Here is a 1,584-nt window from a genome sequence, read left to right as displayed (position 1 = left end):
AATCTTGAACGACTTGGACAGCAGAAACTACAGCTACAAGGCTAATGACTGCAACAGGTAACAAACCTTTCCCTAAAAAGGCGATCGCTAGCAGCAGGACTGCACCCGCAAGTCGATACTGGGAACGGATTTTGCAATAACGGATCACCCCAAATCTATGGAGAATACTGACAGCTAGAGAGCATAATGCTACTGAACCACAGATGAGCCATCGCTGGGAATCGGGTAGTGCTAAAGTTGGCTTACTCAACAAGATTTGTTCTACACCGACTCCAGCAGCAGTAATCCCAATCACTAGCGGTAAATGGGTGTAAAGCCAGAGATTAACAACACCAACTTTTCCATGTGTCCGCGCCATCTCAATAGGTTTACCACCCAGGTTATCAAAATAAACCCACCACCAACTAAAGGCGATAATTAGACCAAACACGGCGGAAATTACGGTCAAAACATCCCATTTCTGCTCAGAGACACCATTGACTACTGCAATGATTGCTTCACCCAAAACAATAATGGTGAATAGCCCGAAACGCTCCGGTAAGTGCGAGGCGTGGGGGAGTAACCCGATCTGAAACTTACGTCCTGTTAGGGGTGTAGCAAAGTCAATAACAATTCCCAGCGTCCAAAATCCGAACCGCCAAGGAATGGGTACAGATGCTGATATTAACCACAGCAAGGCTGCGATCGCAAAACCAATAGCGTAGCGAGTAGTTAAAGGACGTGCAAAGGGGATATGTCTTCCAGCACGGACGTACTCTATTACAAGCACAGCTCGACCAAGAGCATAGGAAATGGCAAAACCAGGGGAACTCTCATCCAAACCGTGGTGGATGTTAATAGCCATCGCTGCTGCTGTCAGCATTTGTAAACCAATCAGCAGTCTATGTCCCACATCATCGCTGTCAAAGCGGTTGGCATAGAATGTAGTGCCAATCCATGACCACCAAACTGGTATAAATAGAACTACAAACCCAAATAATCCTGATAGAGAAATATCCTCGTTGAGATTGTGGGCGAGTTGAGAAATTGCAACGACAAAAACCAAATCATAAAACAGTTCTAGCCAAGTGGCACGTCGTTCTTCTTCAGTGTCTTCACCAATGCGTAACCTTGGCGGTTGCAGAAAATTTGCCATAGTGCTAATTGCGAATCGCTAATTGATTTTTACCATTAGCTGTAAGCAATTGGCTATCTAGCACATCTACATGGCAGCATTGTTACAAGGCTTAGATCCTTGACTTTTAAAGAATTCAGGAATCTTGTTGTTTGCTTATTATGCAACAAACGCGATCGCATTCTGCTTTCCAAAGTTGGAAATGTAATTTCCGCCAAATTTACCTTTGAATGAGGAAAAACGTTCTCTTTTGGGCATTGTGAATCCCGCAGACTTTGAAAAAGCCGTTGTCATTGCCGCAAAGCTATGTTCAATTTGTGACAAGTTAAGCAAAAACAGAATTTGTCAAGAGGAGGTAGGAAAAGTGCTATTGTTTTACGCTGAACGAGCGATCGCTATTTCCCAAGCTTCCTTATTCACAAGTCTCAAATACTCATTAATGGAGTTTTAATAGCCATTCGCGATCGCCA

At 43.9% G+C, this 1,584-nt stretch carries 2 protein-coding genes; one reads left to right on the top strand and one right to left on the bottom strand.

Translation table 11 applies throughout. The annotated features are described in order from the left end of the window. Positions 1–1,135, bottom strand: a 1,135-nt coding sequence (locus RMY64_RS36695) for a low temperature requirement protein A (RefSeq protein WP_322702689.1), incomplete at its 3' end; no start/stop codon positions are given. Between the two features lie 205 nt (positions 1,136–1,340). Between RMY64_RS36695 and RMY64_RS36690 the strand changes: the two genes are divergently transcribed. Then, positions 1,341–1,565: a hypothetical protein gene (locus RMY64_RS36690; protein WP_194043420.1), complete on the top strand. Its 225-nt coding sequence runs from the start codon at positions 1,341–1,343 to the stop codon at positions 1,563–1,565. Positions 1,566–1,584: the final 19 nt, after the last annotated feature.

The organism is Nostoc sp. DedQUE08 (assembly GCF_034530895.1).
Lineage (GTDB): Bacteria > Cyanobacteriota > Cyanobacteriia > Cyanobacteriales > Nostocaceae > Nostoc.
The sequence above is the reverse complement of the archived record's forward strand: the minus strand, read 5'-3'. Positions and strand labels throughout refer to the sequence as shown.